Origin of the sequence: Roseococcus suduntuyensis (genome assembly GCF_014196305.1) — a bacterium.
Lineage (GTDB): Bacteria > Pseudomonadota > Alphaproteobacteria > Acetobacterales > Acetobacteraceae > Roseococcus > Roseococcus suduntuyensis.
In genome coordinates, this window is the sequence record NZ_JACIDJ010000002.1 from 487,979 (window position 1) to 503,432 (window position 15,454).

Sequence of the window (15,454 nt, forward strand, 5' to 3'; positions counted from 1 at the left end):
GGTCGCGGGCGTTTCCTGTAGCTTCGCAGCATGGCCGAGGTCGTGAACCTGCGAAAGTGGCGCGCCGCCAAGGCGAAGACGGAGGCCGAGGTCCAGGCCGCCGCCAACCGTGTCGCCTTCGGCCGCACCAAGGGGCAGAAGGCGCGCGATGCCGCGGAGGAAGCCCGCCGCCGCACCCTGCTCGACCAGGCGCGGCGTGAGGATGAACCGCCAGGCGCATAGCGCGCAATCGGCGCGAATTCGCTATGCTGCGCGCCATGGACCAGCCCGCCCCCCACCCGTATCGCGACGGATTGCCGCCCGCCCCGCCCGGCCCGCCCGAGGGCGAGCAGCACGCCCTGCTGCGCGCCGCCCAGGTGCCGCTGCTGGCGGGCCTGGCCCAGGGCCCGCTGCTGCCGGTGGCGCTGGTGGTGGCGCTGCTGGCGGCCGGGACCACCGCCACGGCGGCGCTGGCGGGCGGGTTCGCGGCCCTCGCCGCCGGCGCCATCCTGGCCGGGCTCGGCCGCTATTTCGCGGTGCTGGGCGCGGCCGAACGCTACGCCGCCGAACGCCGCCGCGAGGAGGAGGAAACCCACCTCTACCCAGAGCGCGAACGCTGGGAAGTGGCGGCCATCCTCCACCGCTACGGGCTGCGCGGCGACACCCTGGCCCGCGCGGTGGAGGGCATCGCCGCCGACCGCCGCCGCTGGGTGGACTTCATGATGCGCTTCGAACTGGACCTCATCGAGCCCCAGCCCGCCCATGCGGCGCGCGAGGCGCTGCTGCTGGTGCTGGGCTTCGTGGGCGGCGGGCTGCTGACGCTGCTGCCGCTCTGGCTCGCACCCGAACTGGGCTGGCCGGGACCCGTGGCGCTGGGTGCCGTGGTCATGCTGGGCGCGGGCTGGGGCCTGGCCGCGGCGAAGGGCCAGGTGCGCGCGGGGGGTGCGGCGCGCGCGCTGGCGCTGGGTGTCGCGGGCGCGCTCGCCGCGCTGCTGGCCAGCATGCTGGCCTGAGCGTGGTCAGGCTTCGTTAAGCTTCGGCCGCCCATCATGAGGGGTGGAGACCCTCATGCGCCCTCGCCGCCGCCGCCCTGTCACGCTGCCCTGGCCTTTCCCTGATGTCATTTCGGCCCCTCTCCCGGCGCGGCCCGCGCCGCGCGGCCGGCTGGCGCCTCTCCTGCCGGCGGGATTCCTGGCGGGGCTGCTGCTCGGTGCGCTGATGGGCTGGCCCTGGCGGGGGGCGGTGGCGTCGGGGCTGCTGGGCAGCCTCCTCACCTGGGTCGCCCTGCGCGAGATCGCCCTGCGCGACGCCCTGGCCGTGCTGCGCGTCATGCCCTGCCATGCCTTGGTGATGCGGCCGGACCGCCGGCCGCTCTGGCAGGCGGGCAGCGGCCCGAGCTTCACCGCGGCGGAGGCCGCCGGACGCGAGGAGGATCGCCTCAGGACCGCCCATGGCCACCTGCCGCCCCATGCGCGGGAGGCCATGGTCAATGCCGGCCTCGACGCCCATCTGCGCGCCGACGGCACGCCGCAGTGCGTGCAGGACGCCCAGGGGCGCTGGTTCGAGCGGCGGCAATTCCGCCTGCCCGGCGGGGGCACCGTGTGCTTCTCGGCCGAGATCACGGAGACGCGGCAGCGCGAGCAATCCCTCGCCGGTTCGGAGGCGCGGCTGCTCGCCCTGCTGGAACACGCCCCGGTCGGGCTGTGGAAGCTGGACGCCCACGGCCGCACGCTCTTCGCCAACGCCAGGCTGCGTCGCCTCTTCCAGGGCGAGGTGCCGTCCCGCTTCCCCCGCGACACCCTGCCCCAGCCGACCCCCACCGAGGGCATCGAGACCGTGCTGCCCCTGCCTGACGGCACCGAACGCCCGGTGCTGCTGGGCGTCGTCCCCTGGGACCCGCCCGGCGGGGCGCCACAGGGGCGGCTGCTCTCCGTGCTCGACCTCGGCGCGCTGCGCCATGCCCAGGCGCGCCTTGCCCATCTTTCGGAACATGACCCGCTGACGGGCCTCGCCAACCGCGCGACCTTCCAGGCCGCCCTCGCCGCCATGGCCGAGGACCCGAAAGGTGGGGTGGTGATGCTGGTGGATCTCGACGCCTTCGCCCAGCACAATGACCGCCACGGCCATGCGGTGGGCGATGCGCTGCTGCGCGAGGCGGCGCACCGGCTGCGCGGCGCCCTCTGCCCCTCGGACCTGGTGTGCCGGACGCGCGGCGACGAATTCGCGGTGCTGGCCTTCGAGGCCGGGGCCCATGCGGCGCCGGCGCTCGCTGGGCGGGTGCGAGCCGCGCTGCGCACGCCGCTGCGGGCCGAGGGAAGGGAGGTGCCGGTCACCGCCTCCATCGGCCTCGCGGTGGCGCCCCAGCATGGCGGCGACCCGGCCACGCTGCTGCGCGCCGCGGGCCTCGCCGTCATCGAGGCCAAGGAGATGGGCGGCGACACCGTCAGCCTCTTCACCCACGCCCTGCGCGAAAGGGACGAGCAGCGCGCGCGACTGCGCGAGGCGCTGGCGGCCGCGCTGGAGGCGGAGGAGCTGGAACTGCACCTCCAGCCGCAGCGGAACCTGGAGAACGGCAGCCTCGCCGGGGTGGAGGCGTTGCTGCGCTGGAACAGCCCGCGCCTGGGCCGCTGGGTCGCGCCCGCCGAAATCCTCTCCGCGGCGGCCGAGCTGGGGCTGGTGGGCCGGCTGGACCGCCAGGTGCTGCGCCGTGCCGTCCAGCTGCTGGCCGGCTGGCCCGGCCCGCCGCCCTGCCTCGCCATCAACATCTCCGTCAGCACCCTGCACGACCAGCGCTTCGCGGAGGAAGTCCGGGACGCGCTGCACGCCGCCAGGGTGGCGCCGGGACGGCTCGAGATCGAAATCCCCGAAGACCTGGCGGTGCGCGACCTGCCCGCCGTCCATCAGACACTGACGGCCCTGCGCGAGGTGGGAGTGACGCTCGCCCTCGATGATTTCGGCAGCGGACACTCGGGCCTGCCCCATGTGGTGCGGCTGCCGGTGCAGCGCCTCAAGCTCGACCGCTCCATCGTCGCGCAACTGCCCGAGGACGCGAAGGCCATGGCCGTGCTGCGCGCGACCATGGCGCTGGCGCGCGGGATGGGAATCGAGGTGGTGGGAGAAGGGGTGGAGACCGAGGCCCAGGCCACGTCCCTGCACGAGGCCGGTTGCCATGTCATCCAGGGTTGGCTGATTGCGCGACCGATGCCGGTGGAGGCCTTCCTGGCTTCGCTGCCGCCGCCCCTGCTGCTGCCGGCCCCAGCGCAAACGACGCGCGTGGGCGCCGGAATGTAACCGGAAATCCTTGGTTGTTCCATGACATAGGTTGCAATTTCGCCTTGCGGCGCCGGGCCGTGATGGTTAGGCAAGGGGCCCATGGCCCGTCGGAAGGCCGTGGGGAAAATACACACCGCATGATGAAGTTGCGCCGCGCGACACACTTGCTGCTGCCCGCCCTCCTGTTGCTGCCCGCCGTGCATTTCGCATGGCCGACAGCGGAGCAGGTGAACGTGGAAGCCGCGGCCTTACCCGACGCGGCTCTGGCCCCCGCCCCGGTGGCCCCCTCCGCCTTCCTGGAGGAACCGGCCATCGAGGAGCGGGCCGAAGCCCCCCTCACCCTCGACGCGCCCGAAGCCGCGCTGGTCGAGGCCGTGCCCTATGCGCCCCCCGGCACCCCGGACCCGGAGCCCGAGCCCGCCTTCACGGAGCAGACCGTGACGGTCGCTTCCGGCGACACGCTGCTCGGCCTGCTCACCGAGGCCGGCGTGCCGGGCGCCGACGCCCATGCGGCACTGGCCGAGCTGCTGCCTCTCTTCCCGGCCAACCGCCTCCGCCCCGGACAGGAATTGCTGCTGCGCTTCGACGCCGAGGACGAGACGCGCCTCATGGCGCTGGAGATCAACCCCGGACCCGGCCACACGGTTGCGGTGGAACGGCAAGGCGAAGGCTGGCAGGCCGACGAGGCACGCCTGCCCGAGCACCCGCACCTCGCCCAGGTGGAGGCTGTGGTGACGGGCGGCGTCTTCCCGGCGCTGGTGAATGCGGGCCTTCCGGCCAACCTCGCCTATTCCATCGTGCGCGCCTATTCGCACCGGGTGGACTTCCAGCGCGACCTGCGCGCGGGCGACCGCGTGGCCGTGGCCTTCGAGCGCATGCGCAGCGAGGATGGCACGCTGCTGCGCCATGGGCGCGTGCTCTACGCCGCCCTCACCCTGTCGGGCCAGACCCAGGAAATCTGGCGCCACGAAGGCCCGGATGGCGAGGTGGGCTGGTATGACGCGGCCGGGCGGCCGCTCGCCGGCGGCTTCCTGCGCACGCCGCTGAACGGCGCGCGCATGTCCTCGGGCTTCGGCCCGCGGCGGCACCCCATCCTGGGCTACAACCGCATGCACCGCGGCGTGGACTTCGCGGCCCCCACCGGCACGCCCATCTACGCGGCGTCCGACGGCGTGGTGCTGTCGGTGCGGCGCGAGCGCGGCTATGGCAACGTCATCCGCGTCCGCCACGCGGGCAACACCATGACCCTTTACGCCCACCTCTCGCGCTTCGCGCCGGGCATGGCGGCCGGCACCCGCGTCCGCCAGGGACAGACCATCGGCCGCGTGGGCTCTACCGGCATGTCCACCGGCCCCCATCTGCACTACGAACTGCACGTGAACGGCCAGGCGGTGAACCCCGCCACCAGCCGCCTGCCCGCCCCGCCCGCCCTGGCCGGTCGCGCCCTGCTGCAATACCAGACCGCCCGCACCGACCTGAACCGTCAGCGCGCCCGCCTGGCCCGCGGCCTGACCGAAGTGGCCCTGGCGCCGCAATAGGGCGAGGGTGCGCCCTGGCAGGGGCTGCCGCCCCCGCCAGACCACCCCCGCCAGGGGCCATGGGCCCCTGACCCCTTGAGATTCAGGTGGGGATTCAGAGGGAGGGGCATGGCCCGCCCGTGATGACAGGCGCGCCTGCGACGCCCCTCCCTCTGAATCCCCATTGAGTCACGGGTTCCGAGGGCCAAGGCCCTCGGCGGGAGGGGTTCGGGGAGGGCAGCGCCCTCCGCGGGACGCACCCCCTGCCCCATCGCGGCCTCAGGGCCGCCGGTTGGCCCGGGCCAGCACCGCCTCGAACAGCACCTGGCAGCCGGCTTCGGCCTCTTCGGGGAGGATGCTTTCCGCTTCGTTGTGGCTCAGGCCATCCTTGCAGGGGGTGAAGATCATGGCGGCCGGGATGCGTCGGGCGGCATAGACGGCGTCATGCCCCGCGCCCGAGACCATGTCGCGTGCGCTGTAGCCGAGGCGTTGGGCGGCCTCGCGCACCAGCGCCACGCAGTCCGGGTCGAAGGGCTGGTGCGGGATGCGGAAGAGTTCGCTCAGTTCGAGACGACAGCCGGTTTCGGCGACCAGCGCGGCGGCTTCGGCCGGAAAGCGGGCGGCGATGGCCTCCATCTCCTCCGTGCGCGGGTGGCGGAACTCGACCGAGAATCGCACCTCGCCCGGCACCACGTTGCGGCTGTTCGGCAGCACGGTGAGCTGACCCACCGTGCCGCGGCCATCGGCGCCGCGCGCGCGCATGGTGGCGTCCACATGGGTGATGACGCGGGCGGCCGCCACCAGCGCATCGCGCCGGTTGGCGGGCGGCGTGGTGCCGGCATGGCTGTCCTGGCCGGTGATGACGGCGTCATACCACACCTGGGCCTGGGCGCCGGTGACGACGCCGATCATCTTCCCCTCGGCCTCCAGGATGGGGCCCTGCTCGATGTGCAGCTCGAAATAGGCATCGGCGGGGAAGGGCCTGGCGGGGTGCGGGCCACGGGCGCCGATGGCGTCCAGCGCCTCGCCCACGGTCACGCCGTCCAGGTCGCGCAGGGCCTCGGCCTTCTCCAGCTCATAGACGCCCGACCACACGCCGCTGCCCATCAGCGAATGGCCGAAGCGGCTGCCTTCCTCATCGGTCCAGTTGACCAGCTCGATGGGGGCCTCGGTCTCGATGCCGAGGTCGTTCAGCGTGCGGATCACCTCCAGGCCGGCGATGACGCCCAGCGCCCCGTCGAACTTGCCGCCCGTGGGCTGGCTGTCGAGGTGGCTGCCCAGCAGCACGGGTGGGCGGGACGGGTCGCGCCCCTCGCGCCGGGCGAACATGTTGCCGATGGCGTCCACGCGGACGGCGAGGCCCTGCGCCTCGCACCATTCGGTGAAGCGGGCGCGGCCCTGGCGGTCCACCTCGGTCAGCGTCAGGCGCTTCACGCCGCCCTTGGGCGTGGCGCCGATCTCGGCCATGGCCATCAGGCTGTCCCACAGCCGCTTGCCGTCAATGCGCTGGTTGGTGGTCATGGGCCGCGGTCCCCTTGCTGTTCCTGCGCGGCAACATAAGGGGTTGGGCGATGATTGGCAGGGGCGGCGCGAGGCGCCATGCTGCGCCCATGGCCCATGCGCTGAACACCGCCCCCGCCCTGCTCCGCAACAGCGACCTCGACCGCCCGGAGGTGCGCCAGGCGCGCCTTGATCTCGCCGCCTGCTTCCGGATGGCGGCGAAGCTGGGTCTCAGCGAGGGCATCTGCAATCACTTCAGCTTCGTCGTGCCCGGCCGCGACGACCTGATGCTGGTGAACCCGTATGGCTACGCGTTTGCGGAGGTCACCGCCTCCAACCTCGTCATCTGCGACTTCCAGGGCCGCGTGGTGGCGGGCCAGGGCGTGCCGGAGGCGACGGCCTTCTACATCCACGCCCGCCTGCACATGAAGCACCCGCGCGCCAAGGCCGCCTTCCACACCCACATGCCCAACGCCACGGCACTCTCCATGCTGGAAGGCCCACCCCTGGTCTGGGCCGGGCAGACCGCGCTGAAATTCTACGGCCGCACCCTGGTGGACGAGGACTACAATGGCCTCGCGCTCGACGAGGCCGAGGGCGACCGCATCGCGGCGTCGCTGGGTGACGCCGACATCGTCTTCATGAAGAACCACGGCGTGATGGTGGTGGGCCCCAGCATCGCCGAGGCGTGGGACGACCTCTACTACCTCGAACGCGCGGCCGAGGTGCAGCGCCTGGCCATGGCGACCGGCCGCACGCTGAAGCCCGTCTCGCCCGAGCTGGCCCAGGCCACCTATGCCCAGATGCGCGAGGGCGACCGCGAAAGCGCCCGCCTGCACCTGGAGAGCGTCAAGCGCATCCTGCTGAAGGAACAGCCGGACTTCGCGGATTAGCGCCTGATCGTCTTCGGGGGAATCACCGAAGGCGTGAATCAGCCGCTCGGCTGGGGATTAGCCCTGCCGCGCGCGGAGCACGAACAGCCGGTGGCTCGCGATGTCCACGAAGCGGGCCATGCCCTCGCGCCAGCGGCGGATGGCCGATTCCTCGTCATGGAAGGGGCCGTAGAATTCCTCCTTGCCTGCTTCCAGCGTGGTGAAGGTCATGTCGGTGAAGACGCCGCCCCACACGACCCAGATCTGCGGTTCCGCCATGCTTTACCTCTTCCTCAACACCGTCATGTTGCGGTGCGGCATGGGTGTGCCGCAAACCGCGCGCGGGCGCTACCGCATGATCAAGTTTCGCCGATCATGCTTTCGAGATGGTTGAGCGGCCGGTTCACGGCGTCGGCGCATCCGAACCCGATCAGGCGCCAGCATCCGTGATCGCCGGAGGGCAACCCGAAGGCGTGAATCACGGCGCCAGACAGCCTCAGACCTCCGGCCAGTCCTCGCGCTCGAAACGCTGGAATTCGATGGTGTAGCCGGCCGGATCGGTCACGAAGAAATGCGTGACGCGATAGGTCTCTGAATATTCCGGCTTGGGCGGCAAGGCGACGCCGCGCGCCTTCAGGAATTCGTGCCAACCCTCCACATCCGGGGTCACGAAGGTGAAGACCACGCCCCCCACCACCCGCGGATTGTCCGAGGCGCGGGGCGCGCGGGCGCGGCACACGCCCAGGAAGGCACGATCGCCCGGGGCGGCGGCATAGATGCGGCAGGTGCCCTGGTCCTGCACCAAGGGCAGTTCCAGGGTCTTTTCGTAGAAGCGCCAGGAGGCTTCGGTGTCCTCGGCATAGAGGAAGGTCACCTGCTGGGCGAGATCGGGGCGTGTCATGCCCCCGATCCTGCCACGAGCTTGCCCGAGGCGGAAAGCAGGGCGATGCGCGCGAGCAAGGCGGTGCTGGCCGCCGCCTCCAGCCCCAGCATCCGCGCCACGCCTGCGGCCAGTTCCGCCTCGGTCGCGCGGGGCTGCAGTTCCAGCAGCAGGCGGGAAGCGGCCTCGATCTCGGCGGGCGGGATCATGGCCGCGCGGCGCAGATGGGCGCCGGCGGCGCGGCGGTCGCGCGGGGTGGCGGGCGGCGTGTCCTCCAGCACGTAGAAGCCGCCCGATTCGCGGGCGCCGTGCAGCAATTCGGCCTCGCGCAGCGCGGCGGCCGTCTCTCGCGCGTCGAAGCCATCGCCCAGCAGCAGGCGGGCGCGTTCCAGCAGCGCGTCGCGGTGCAGCGGCGCCTCGATCCGGAGGATGGCCACCACCAGGTCGGTCAGTTCCGCGCGGTTGGCGGGCGCGCGCTCCAGCACCGCCTCGCGATAGGGTTCGGCCAAGACCACGTCCGCGGGGGCGGCCCCCACGGGCGCGACAGGGGCGGCCGCGGCCGGCGCCTCCAGCCCCAGCGCCGCGCGCATCCGCGCCCGCGCCGCCTCGGGCTGGTTCAGCCAGTCGAGCGACCACGCGCGCGCCAGCCGCCAGCCCATCATCCCCAGCGCCATCTGCCGGCCGCGATCACGGTCACGCGCGCAGCGCAGCCCGGCCCAATCGGCGGCATCCAGTTCCACGCCCAGCTCGAACCCCTCCGGCCCGCGCCCCGCCACATCCAGGAACAGGCCGGACAGCCCCACGCGCGGCACCGCCTCCTGCCCGGCCTCCGCCATCACCTGGCCGATAAGGGCCGCGATGGGCGAGGCCTCGCCCGACACCACCTCGCGCACCCCGCCATTGGCCGCGAAGCCCAGGAAGGTCTTGAGTGCGGCCACGCCACGGCCCTTGGCGCGCTCCGTGTCCACCTCTTCCGCGCCGATGCCGGAGAAGACGATGCAGCGCTTCTTGGCCCGCGTGATGAGCACGTTCAGCCGCCGCTCGCCGCCGTCATTGGACAAAGGCCCGAAGCGCATGGCGAGCCTGCCATTGGCGTCGCGGCCATAGCCGACACTGATCAGGATGGCGTCGCGCTCATCGCCCTGCACGTTCTCCAGGTTCTTGATGAAGAAGGGCTCGTCGGGGTGGGCGTTGAAGAAGGCCTCGGTCTCGGGGCTCTCGCGCCGCAGCTTCTCCACCGCGTCCATGATCGCGTCGCGCTGGGTGACCGAGAAGGCGGCGACGCCCAGCGTGTCGCCTGGCGTCTCGCGCGCGTGGCGCATCACGGCTTGCGCCACGGCCTCCGCCTCGGCGGCATTGCCGCTGGCCACGAAGCGCCCCTCCACCCGCACCAGCGACAGGCCAAGTGCGGCGCTGCGCGGCCGCGGCGAGGGCAGCACCAGCAGCCGGTTCTCGTAGAACTCCGCGTTGGAGGTGGCGATCAGGCTCTCGTGCCGGCTGCGGTAGTGCCAGCGCAGCATCATGCGCGGGACGCCGCGGGCATTGGCGAGGCCCAGGATGCTCTCGACATCGCGCGCCGCCAGCGCGGCGTCCTCGTCAAGCGGCGCCTCGGCGTCGTCCTCGGTCATGCGCTGGAAGAAGCGGGTGGGCGGCATCTGCCGGTCATCGCCCACCACCACCACCTGGCGCGCGCGGGCGATGGCGCCCAGCGCGTCCACGGGCTCGATCTGGCTGGCCTCGTCCATCACCAGCAGGTCGAATTCGGGGAAGCCCGGCAGCGTCGCGTGGTGCGGGTTGCCCAGGAATTGCGCGACCGAGAGCGGGCTCATCATCAAAATGGGCTTGGCCTGGCGGATCAGCGGTGCCGCGCGGGCCAGCAGCACGCGCACCGGCGCATGGCCGCGCTTGCGCTCGAACTCGCCGCGCAGGAAGGCGAGTGCGGCGGGGTGCGCGCCCTGCCGCAGCTCGGCCACGCGGGCGGCATGGACGGAGGCGGCCTCGTGGCGCGCCAGGCGCACGCGCGCCGCGTCGGCATGGCGGAAACCTTCCACCAGCCGATCCGCGCCCTCGCCGTCGAAACCGGCCAGCGCCGGGTGCTGGCGCAAGGCCACCCCGCGCAGGGATTCCAGCAGGGCGAATTCGAAGGCGTCGCCCGCCGCCTCGGGGGCGAGGGAGCCGCCCTCCAGCGCGGCCGCCAGCGCCGCCAGTTCCGGCGCCGCCGCCACCGCCCGCGCCCAGCCCTGCCAGGCGGCCAGCCCCTCGGGCTCGGCGGCCCAGAGGGCGAGCGTCTCGGCCAGGGCCGCGAAGCTGGGCGGCGCGTCCAGGCCTGTGGCGGCGTGCAGCCCCTCCCATTCCTCCAGCGCCGCGCGCTGGGCCGGCGTGGGGCCGGGCAGGCGCAGGCGCTGGGCGTGGCCCTCCACCCACCCGATCTCGCGCGCCAGCGCGGCGGCGGCGAGGCCGGCGGATTCGGGGCCATGGCGCAGCCGCAGGGCCGCTGCCTGCGCGGCCAGCAGCGCCTCAAGTGCGACGCCATCTTCCGGGTCGCGCAGGGCCGCGGCGAGAAGCGCCCTGGCCTCGCGCCGTGCGCTGTTCAGGAAGCCCAACAGCCCCGCGGGCTGGGCCAGGAGGGCGCGCGCCGCCTCCAGCCCCGTGGCCCCCAGCGCGCCCGAGAGGAAGCGCGGGTCGCGCCCCGCCGCGTCCAGCAATTGCAGGTCCGCGAGACGCGCGCGGGCGGCGGGGAGTGTCTCCAGTGGCATGGGGGCCTGGGCACGCAGCGCCTCGGCCTCCACGGCCGCCCGCGCCTCGGCCACGCCGCCCGGGCAGGCGGCGAAGGCGCGCAGCAGGCGCGGCAGGTCACCCAGCAGGCGTTCGGCGGCCAGGCTGTCGAATTCGGGCCGCACCCCGCGCCAGGGGCTGCGGGCCCCGGACAGCCGTGCCGCCAGCTCCGCCACCACGCCGCGCAGGGCGGTGATGCGCGCGGCCTGCCAGCCCGAGGCGTCCAGCGTGAAGCCAGGCGGGGTGGCGCCGCGCGCGCGCAGGGCGGCCAGCCGCGCGATCACCTCCTGAACCGTCAGCCCGCTCTGCCCCACCGGGGCGCGCATGGACGCCGCGTGGCGGTTCAGCCTTCCGCGCAGCTCGCCCAGGCGCTGGATCGCCTCCTCGCGCGCGCAGGGCGGCACGGGGGGCAGGGCCAGGGTCGCGCGCAACTCGTCCAGCACGGCGCGCTTGCTGGGCTTGCCGCTGTGCAGCTCCAGCACCGCGGCACCCAGCCCCATGCTGTCCATGCGGCGCTTCACCACCTCCAGCGCCGCCGCCTTCTCCGCCACGAAGAGCACGCTGCGCCCGTCCAGCACCGCCTGGGCCAGGATGTTCACGATGGTCTGGCTCTTGCCCGTGCCGGGCGGGCCCTGGACCACCAGGGAATGGCCGCGCCGCACCGCCTCGGCCGCCAGCGCCTGGCTGCCATCCATCTCCTGCACATGGTCCAGCTTCTCGACGGGGATTTCCGCGTCCACATCCGCGTCGTCCGCGAAGGGCACGGGCTCGGGCGGCGGCGGGACGGGGTCCAGCAGGCGGCGCATCAGCGGGTGGGTCAGCAGGCCGGGATGGATCTCCGGGTCCAGGTCCCGCCACATCAGGAACTTCGTGAAGGCGAAGAGGCCAAGCGCCATGGCATCCGCCTCCACCGACCAGCCCTCGCGCCCGGTGGCGGCGGTGGCGACGGCGGCGGCCCAGGCTTCCGGGTCATATTCGGAAAATTCCGGCAGGGTGATCTGGAACTCGGCGGCGAGCTTCTCGCGCAGGGAGAGGTTCTCCACCACCTCCTCCGGGTTCGCGCGCAGGCGGAAGCGGCTGGTGGCCCCTTCCCGCTCCAGCGTGGCCGGAATCAGCGCCAAAGGGGCCAGGCGCGGCGTGGCCGGCGTGCCCGGGTCGCGCCAATGCAGCCCGCCCACCGCCAGGAACAGGCTCGGCACGCCGCTTTCCTCCCGCGTGGTGCGGGCATCGGTCAGGATGTCGCGCAGGCGGCGGGCCAGGTCCTCCGGGGGGGCCGCCACGCGCAGGTGGTCATCGGCCTGCCATTCGGCCTCGGTCGCGCTGGCGCTGGCGGCGCGCACGCCCTCCGACTTGCGGCGGCCGCGGGCTTGGCTCGCCTCGGTGGCCTCGAAGCCGAAGGCGCGGCCGGCGGCCAGCCGCTCCACCACGAAGGCGGCGCGCTCGCCCTCGATGCGCAGCACCCCGCGCGCGCGGGATGTGGCGGGCAAGGCCAGCAGGCGGTTGCGGGTGGAGAGGTCGAGCAGGGCGCGGCGGGCATCCTGGAGCGTGGCGGCAAGGGTCATGCCGCCGATATAGGGTCAGCCCAGGGCGCGCCGCAGCCGATTCTCCTCATAGTCCAGCTCCTCGGCGAGCTTGGTCAGGATGTCCTCCGGCACGTCGCCGCGGGCATGGTGTTCGCGCAGCACGGCGCGGGCCGCCTCCAGCCCCTCCAGGCGCAGCGCGCGGCGGGCCGCGCGCTCGGCCGACGCGGCGCCGCCACCGCGCGAGACGCGCTCCAGATGGGCCGCGCGGTCCCGGTGCTCGGCCAGCAGGTCCTGCGCCATGGGGCCATAGAGCACGTCCGTGGCGCGCGTCTCGATGGCGCCCAGCATGGCGCGGGCCGCCTGGTGGCGCAGCGCGGCCTCCTGGAGGTTGATGCCGTCCCGGTGCGGCGGCTGCACCAGGCCCAGGCGGCGGATCAGCCAGCCCAGCGTCGTGCCCTGCACCACCAGCGTGGCGAGGATGGCGCAGAAGGCGAGGAAGACGATCAGCTCCCGCTCCGGAAAGTCGAGCGGCAGGGCAATGGCGGCGGCCAGCGACACCACGCCGCGCATCCCCGCCCAGGACAGAACGGTGAGTTGTGCCACGGGCATCCGGTCGCCCAGCAGCGCCTGCGCGCCCCCCGCCACGAAGACCCAGAGGAAGCGCGAGGCGATGAGGCCGGCCGAGACCGCGAAGGCAAGCCAGGCCAACTCGCCCACACCGCGCCCGGCCAGCCCCTCCAGCACGGCGCGCAACTGCAGCCCGATCAGGATGAACACCAGCGAGGTGAGGACGAATTCGACGAATTGCCACACCACCCGCGTCTCGATGCGTGTGCGCGCCGACAGCACCCGATACTGCGCGCGGGAGAGCATGATGCCCGTGGTCACCACCGCCAGCACGCCCGAGACGCTGAGCGCCTCCGCCGCCAGGAAGGCACCATAGCAGGCCAGGAAGGACAGCGCCGTCTCCAGCAGCGTGTCGTTCAGCCGCGCCAGCGCCCAGAGCGTGGCGCGAGCCACCAGCCAACCCACCACCACGCCGCCCGCCGCCACCGCCAGGAAGCTGGCCGCGGCCATGTGTGGCGCCAGGGTGCCCACCGCCGCGGCCGCGATGGCGAAGCGGTAGAGCACCAGCGCCGTGGCGTCGTTCATCAGGCTCTCGCCCTCCAGCAGGGTGACGAGGCGGCGGGGCAGGTTGAGGCGTTGCAGCACGGCGGCCGCGGCCACGGCATCGGGCGGGGCCAGGATGGCCCCCAGGGCGAGGGCGGCCGCCCAGGGCATCTCGGGCACCAGCACCCGGGCCAGCGCGCCCATCAGGAAGGCCGTGAAGATCACCGCGCCCACCGCCAGCAGCAGGATGGGCCGCAGGTCGCGGCGGAAGGCCTTCCAGTCGGTGCGATAGGCGCTGCCTTGCAGCAGCGGCGGCAGGAAGAAGGCCAGCGCCAGGGCGGGGTCCAGCGTCACGACCGGCACGCCGGGGATGAAGGCCAGCACCATGCCGGCCAGGATCAGCACCACCGCGTAGGGAAGTTGCAGCCGCCGCGCCAGCAGGGCGAGCAGCACGCAAGCCCCCATCAGGGCCAGGACGAGCTGCACGACCTCCATGGGCGCGGCGCGGCCGGGTGGGCGGTCAGCCCATCCGTTCGATCTGGCCGCGCATGGCGTCCAGCAGGGCGGCGACGCGGTTGCCGCTGCGGGTGATGACCGCGCTGTATTCGCTGCGCTGCGTCAGGCGCAGGGAGGCACCCTCGGCCACCAGGTCCACGATGCGCGGTTGCCCGCCCACTTCGCCCACGCGCCAGTCCAGCGTCACGCCCGGGGCATTGGGGCGCTCGACCACGGTCGTGACCAGCACGTCCTCCTCGCTGCGGGTCTGGCTGCGGCCCACGTTGAAGCGCACGCCCTGGAACTCGCCAAAGCGGGAGGCCAGGTTGCGGATCAGCGTCTCCTCGAAGAGGCGCAGGTATTCACGCTGCTCCTCGGGCGTCGCCACGCGCCACCAGCGGCCCAGGATGAAGCGGCCCGTGCCCTCGATGTCCACCGCGCGGCGCAGGATGGTGGCCACGCGCTCGCGGCGCTGCTCCACGGGGGCGTCGCTGTTCAGCACGGCCACCAGCTCCTCGCCGGTGGTGGTGATGAAGCCCGCGGCGCGGCCGGGGTCCATGGTCTGGCCCTGGGCGGGGAAGGTGAGCGGGGCCAGGGCCGGCAGCGCCAGCAGGCCGAGCGCCAGGCGGCGCGTCACGGCACTCACGGCGTCAGCCCGGTGCGGCGGCCGGCCGGCACGAGTTCGTTGCGGATCTCGGCCTCACGCCGCTGGCGATAGCCGCTGCGAATGGTCGTGTAGGGGTCGAGGGAGGTGCGGTTGATGTCGTCCAAGGTATCGATCACCCCTTCGCGCGTGTCCACGATGGTGGCGCCGGTGCGCGAGTACCGCAGCGCCTCCACGGCGGCGCCCTGCCCCACCCAGAACCAGGGGCTGGCCACCGCATCCACCCCAAACCCGAAAAGGTCGCGCGGGTTGCTGGGGCCGAGGCCGGGGACGAAGAGGTAGGGGCCGCCCTGCACGCCCCAGGCGGCCAGGGTCTGGCCGAAATCCTCGTTGTGGCCGCGGATGCCGAAGCCACGGTCCGCCACGTCGATGATGCCGCCGAGGCCCAGCGTGGAATTGATGACGAAGCGCGAGGCGGTGCGGCCCGCGCGCTGGGTCTGGCCCTGCAGCAGGTCATTGGCCAGGACGGTGGGCGCGCGCAGGTTGGTCAGCACGTTGCGAACGCCGAGCCGCACCTCGTAGGGCAGGAAGAAGCGGTAGATCTCGGCCGCGGGCCGCAGCACCAGCGTGTCCAGGCCCTCATTCACCTGGTACATGGTCCGGTTCAGCGGCTCGAGCGGGTCATTGGCCGCCTGGAACTCGGCCACCGCCTCAGGCTCGTTGGCCGGGGGGCGGGTGGCGCAGGCGCTGAGGCCCACTGCCAGGGCGGCCATGACGAGAAGGCGGGGGTCGAGGAGGCGGGAGAGGCGCATGGCCGGGTGGAAACCTTTCCGGGCGCAAGGCCCATGGGACATCAGGCCGGGGCGCGGCTGACGATTGAAGAAAACACACACCCCTCCCCAAGGCAAGTATCGCGGGCAGGTGGG

The 15,454-nt window shown here is 73.2% G+C and carries 12 protein-coding genes; 5 read left to right on the top strand and 7 right to left on the bottom strand.

All coding sequences use genetic code 11. From position 1 onward, the window contains the following. Positions 1-30: 30 nt before the first annotated feature. From GGQ83_RS08800 to GGQ83_RS08815, 4 genes are all read left to right on the top strand, one after another. Complete coding sequence (locus GGQ83_RS08800; RefSeq protein WP_184383396.1) at positions 31-222, top strand: DUF4169 family protein; 192 nt, start codon at positions 31-33, stop codon at positions 220-222. A 35-nt stretch (positions 223-257) separates the two neighbouring features. Continuing rightward, complete coding sequence (locus tag GGQ83_RS08805; RefSeq protein WP_184383397.1) at positions 258-992, top strand: VIT1/CCC1 transporter family protein; 735 nt, start codon at positions 258-260, stop codon at positions 990-992. A 55-nt stretch (positions 993-1,047) separates the two neighbouring features. Further along, positions 1,048-3,270 (top strand): putative bifunctional diguanylate cyclase/phosphodiesterase, encoded by a 2,223-nt coding sequence (locus GGQ83_RS08810; RefSeq protein WP_184383398.1) that lies wholly within the window; start codon positions 1,048-1,050, stop codon positions 3,268-3,270. 146 nt (positions 3,271-3,416) lie between these two features. Further along, positions 3,417-4,790 (top strand): M23 family metallopeptidase, encoded by a 1,374-nt coding sequence (locus GGQ83_RS08815; RefSeq protein ID WP_184383399.1) that lies wholly within the window; start codon positions 3,417-3,419, stop codon positions 4,788-4,790. Between the two features lie 258 nt (positions 4,791-5,048). Here GGQ83_RS08815 and GGQ83_RS08820 read toward each other — a convergent pair whose 3' ends face one another. After that, positions 5,049-6,290 (bottom strand): Zn-dependent hydrolase, encoded by a 1,242-nt coding sequence (locus GGQ83_RS08820; RefSeq protein ID WP_184383400.1) that lies wholly within the window; start codon positions 6,288-6,290, stop codon positions 5,049-5,051. 89 nt (positions 6,291-6,379) lie between these two features. Between GGQ83_RS08820 and GGQ83_RS08825 the strand changes: the two genes are divergently transcribed. Beyond that, entirely contained in the window at positions 6,380-7,162 is a 783-nt protein-coding gene (locus GGQ83_RS08825) for an aldolase (protein ID WP_184383401.1), read from the top strand. A gap of 57 nt (positions 7,163-7,219) precedes the next feature. On the opposite strand, the gene GGQ83_RS08830 is transcribed toward GGQ83_RS08825, so the two are convergent. The 6 genes from GGQ83_RS08830 to GGQ83_RS08855 form a co-directional block, all read right to left on the bottom strand. Next, positions 7,220-7,420, bottom strand: a complete 201-nt coding sequence (locus tag GGQ83_RS08830) for a DUF4170 domain-containing protein (protein WP_184383402.1) — start codon at positions 7,418-7,420, stop codon at positions 7,220-7,222. A 217-nt stretch (positions 7,421-7,637) separates the two neighbouring features. Further along, positions 7,638-8,042, bottom strand: coding sequence for a VOC family protein (locus GGQ83_RS08835; RefSeq protein WP_184383403.1), 405 nt, complete (start codon positions 8,040-8,042; stop codon positions 7,638-7,640). After that, positions 8,039-12,358 (bottom strand): DUF4011 domain-containing protein, encoded by a 4,320-nt coding sequence (locus GGQ83_RS08840; RefSeq protein WP_184383404.1) that lies wholly within the window; start codon positions 12,356-12,358, stop codon positions 8,039-8,041. The genes GGQ83_RS08835 and GGQ83_RS08840 overlap by 4 nt, the downstream gene beginning before the upstream one ends. Positions 12,359-12,373: 15 nt before the next feature. Next, positions 12,374-13,915 carry a Na+/H+ antiporter gene (locus GGQ83_RS08845; RefSeq protein ID WP_184383405.1) on the bottom strand — a complete coding sequence of 514 codons (1,542 nt, stop codon included), beginning with the start codon at positions 13,913-13,915 and terminating at the stop codon, positions 12,374-12,376. 34 nt (positions 13,916-13,949) lie between these two features. Then, positions 13,950-14,561: an MlaC/ttg2D family ABC transporter substrate-binding protein gene (locus GGQ83_RS08850; protein WP_311727678.1), complete on the bottom strand. Its 612-nt coding sequence runs from the start codon at positions 14,559-14,561 to the stop codon at positions 13,950-13,952. Between the two features lie 5 nt (positions 14,562-14,566). Next, complete coding sequence (locus GGQ83_RS08855) at positions 14,567-15,340, bottom strand: MlaA family lipoprotein (protein ID WP_184383406.1); 774 nt, start codon at positions 15,338-15,340, stop codon at positions 14,567-14,569. Between the last annotated feature and the right edge of the window lie 114 nt (positions 15,341-15,454).

Excerpts from the sequence above, each read along its gene's own strand:
- GGQ83_RS08800 (WP_184383396.1), top strand. The coding sequence starts at position 31 with ATGGCCGAGGTCGTGAACCTGCGAAAGTGGCGCGCCGCCAAGGCGAAG.
- GGQ83_RS08805 (WP_184383397.1), top strand. The coding sequence starts at position 258 with ATGGACCAGCCCGCCCCCCACCCGTATCGCGACGGATTGCCGCCCGCC.
- GGQ83_RS08810 (WP_184383398.1), top strand. The coding sequence starts at position 1,048 with ATGCGCCCTCGCCGCCGCCGCCCTGTCACGCTGCCCTGGCCTTTCCCT.
- GGQ83_RS08820 (WP_184383400.1), bottom strand. The coding sequence starts at position 6,290 with ATGACCACCAACCAGCGCATTGACGGCAAGCGGCTGTGGGACAGCCTG.
- GGQ83_RS08825 (WP_184383401.1), top strand. The coding sequence starts at position 6,380 with ATGGCCCATGCGCTGAACACCGCCCCCGCCCTGCTCCGCAACAGCGAC.
- GGQ83_RS08830 (WP_184383402.1), bottom strand. The coding sequence starts at position 7,420 with ATGGCGGAACCGCAGATCTGGGTCGTGTGGGGCGGCGTCTTCACCGAC.
- GGQ83_RS08835 (WP_184383403.1), bottom strand. The coding sequence starts at position 8,042 with ATGACACGCCCCGATCTCGCCCAGCAGGTGACCTTCCTCTATGCCGAG.
- GGQ83_RS08840 (WP_184383404.1), bottom strand. The coding sequence starts at position 12,358 with ATGACCCTTGCCGCCACGCTCCAGGATGCCCGCCGCGCCCTGCTCGAC.
- GGQ83_RS08855 (WP_184383406.1), bottom strand. The coding sequence starts at position 15,340 with ATGCGCCTCTCCCGCCTCCTCGACCCCCGCCTTCTCGTCATGGCCGCC.